This is a genomic window from Micrococcus sp. Mcc89, assembly GCF_024519795.1.
In the GTDB taxonomy this organism is placed as follows: Bacteria; Actinomycetota; Actinomycetes; order Actinomycetales; family Micrococcaceae; genus Micrococcus; species Micrococcus luteus.
The window spans coordinates 1-2,736 of the sequence record NZ_JALJRI010000055.1 but is presented as its reverse complement, the minus strand read 5'-3'; the positions used below and the strand labels follow the sequence as shown (position 1 = coordinate 2,736).

Genomic DNA, 2,736 nt, shown 5'->3' with positions numbered 1-2,736 from the left:
CTCCCGCAGAGGTTGAGGCGGCTTACACTCACGATCAGGATTCAGCGCCCGTTGCATCCTGACCTCGGAACGGAACCCAGGGCGCTTCAGTGAGCAGTAGTCCGGGGAGGCCGACGACGCCTGAGGCGTTCCCTTTCGCCCCCACGACGGCGCCCGCTCCCTACCGCGCGAGGGTGCGGGCGCCGTTGTGCGACGTGAGGGCTGGGCCACGAGCCTCAATCCGCTGGTCAGCTTCCCGTTCGAAAGAACCACCCTCAGGCATGATGTTGCCGTTTGCCTTCCCATCCCTCTGACACTGCCGAGGCCACCATGACCAATCCGTCCGTCTATCCCCGCGGCTACCGCCCCCGACACGCGGCTGATGGGCCCGATTCGACTCCTGTGGTGGCCCGAAGGCAGGCGGACTGGCGACCGGAGATCCAGGGCTTGCGCGCGGTCGCAGTCCTCCTGGTGGTGGTGTTCCACATCTTCACGGACAGGGTGTCGGGCGGCGTCGACATCTTCCTGTTCATCTCGGCTTTCTTCCTGACAGGCTCCTTCACCCGCAAGATGGAGTCCGGAAGGCCCCTCGCGGTGGGGCGCTACTGGCTTCACGTCTTCACGCGCCTCATGCCCATGGCGGTGCTGACGATCTTGACCACCCTGGTTGCCGTGGCCACGGTGTATCCGCTGGCCGACCGTGCTTCGTGGCGGACGGAGGCGCTGGCGTCGGCCCTCTACGTGGAAAACTGGGCCCTGGCGTTCAATGCCGTCGACTACTACGCCGCCGACAACACCTCGCTGTCCCCCTTCCAGCATTTCTGGTCGCTGTCGGTCCAGGGGCAGGTGTTCATCCTGTGGCCGCTCCTCTTCCTTGTCTCAGCCCTGGTGGCCCGCCGCACCGGGGCGCGGCCCCGAGCCGTCCTCACGACTGCGTTCGCCTCGGTGTTCGTCGTGTCCCTGCTGTGGTCGGTGACCCAGACCTCCCAGAACCAGGCGTTCACGTACTTCGACACCCGGGCGCGCCTATGGGAGTTCGCCCTCGGTTCCCTCCTCGCGCTTGCCCTTCCATTCCTTCACCTGGGACGGCGCACACGGGTGTTCCTCGGCTGGGCAGGGCTCGCGAGCATGATCGCCGTCGGCGTCGTGGTGGACGTCCAGGGCGCCTTCCCCGGCTGGATCGCGCTGTGGCCGCTGATGTCGGCCACTGCTGTGATCGTCGCGGGCACCAGCGGCTCCCATTTCGGTGTGGACCGGATACTGGCCTCCCGGCCCCTCACCCGCTTGGGTGACTCCGCCTACGCCCTTTACCTCGTTCACTGGCCGCTGCTCATCACCTACTCCGTCCTCACAGGATCGCAGAAGCCCGGCGCAGCCGCGGGCGTTGCTCTCGTCCTTGTCTCCCTCGGCACGGCCATCCTCCTCTCGGCGCGCGTGGAGCGTCCGCTGCGGGCGTGGGGCTGGCCCCAGACGGCCGCCTGGCGGTCCGCCGTCGTACTGGGGGCCTGCGCCGCTCTCGTTGTGGCGCCGGTGACCCTGTGGCGCGGCGCCGAGGCAGCGGAGTCCGCACGAGTCCTCGAGGCGGCCGACCGGAACAACCCGGGCGCCGCCGTCCTGCGCCCCGACTACGAGCCAGCTGGAGACCCCGGTGCCCCTGTTCTGCCCGTGGTGGAGGGACGGTACCCCTTCCCCGAGTACCCCGAGGAGTGCGACCCCGCCCTGGAAGCACAGTTGACCGAGGTCGGAGCCGAGTCGTGCCATGTCCTCGTCCCACAAGCAGATCCGGCCGGCGTCGTGCTGATGGCCGGCAACAGCCACGTGATGCAGTGGTCCCCCGCTCTCCGGCGCCTCGGTGAGGAGAGACGGCTGGAGGTCGTCAGCTATACGCGGGGCAGCTGCCTGGTAGCGCCGATGGAGGAGCAGGTGGACGACTCCCCGAAGTGCCCGGACTTCCTGGCAGACCTCAACCTGGTCGTGGAGCATGTGCGCCCGGACGTCGTCTTCATGCAGGGCACACGCAGCACCTACGAGGACGAGGAGATGCTCACCCCGGGGATGACCGGGCGGATGGAGGAGATTGCGGGGACGGGTGCCCATGTCCTCGCGCTCCGGGACAACCCCCGGTTTGCGGCCGGATCGCCCACGACCTGCGGAACGATGCACGGGGTCGATGCGGTGACGTGCCGCTGGACGCATGCCGTACTCGATCCGAACACCAGCCCCCTGGCCGGATTGGCCGATGCTCATCCCCGCATCGCGCAGGTGCAGCTGAACGACATGATCTGCCCGGACCGTCAGTGCCAGCCCACGGTGGGCAACGTCCATGTGTACTGGGACGACAACCACCTCACCCCAACGTATGTAGAGACTCTTGCTCCCGTCTTCATCGAGCGTGTGCTGGCGGCCCTGGAGCACGACGGCATGCGTCTAGGACGCTGAGGCTCTCTCGAGCGCGCTGATCAAGGGATGGGAATGGTGCGGGTGTTGATGACACCCTCAGTCCGTTCCCGCTCCTCTATCGGCCTCGAAGAGGTGGGCAGCATGCGGAGCAGAACTACGGCGCCGGGCGCGCCCAGGGCGTGTCTGACACCAGCTTCAACCATGTGACCCCAGTGGTCAGGCGCTCGGCGGCCCGGTAGATGATCGTGCACTCGTCATACCTGGCCACCCGTCCGCGCTACTGCTGCAGGGGCGCATACTGACTGTAAGCGGCCATGAAAAGCTGCCCATAGGTGGCCAGGGAATGACCCGCTGACG

The 2,736-nt window shown here is 67.4% G+C and carries 1 protein-coding gene; it reads left to right on the top strand.

The window, feature by feature from the left end:
• Positions 1 to 309: 309 nt before the first annotated feature.
• Positions 310 to 2,418: an acyltransferase family protein gene (locus NR072_RS06595; RefSeq protein ID WP_145951589.1), complete on the top strand. Its 2,109-nt coding sequence runs from the start codon at positions 310 to 312 to the stop codon at positions 2,416 to 2,418.
• Positions 2,419 to 2,736: the final 318 nt, after the last annotated feature.

What these genes read in the sequence shown, in the direction of transcription:
- NR072_RS06595 (WP_145951589.1), top strand. Translation starts at nt 310, where the DNA reads ATGACCAATCCGTCCGTCTATCCCCGCGGCTACCGCCCCCGACACGCG.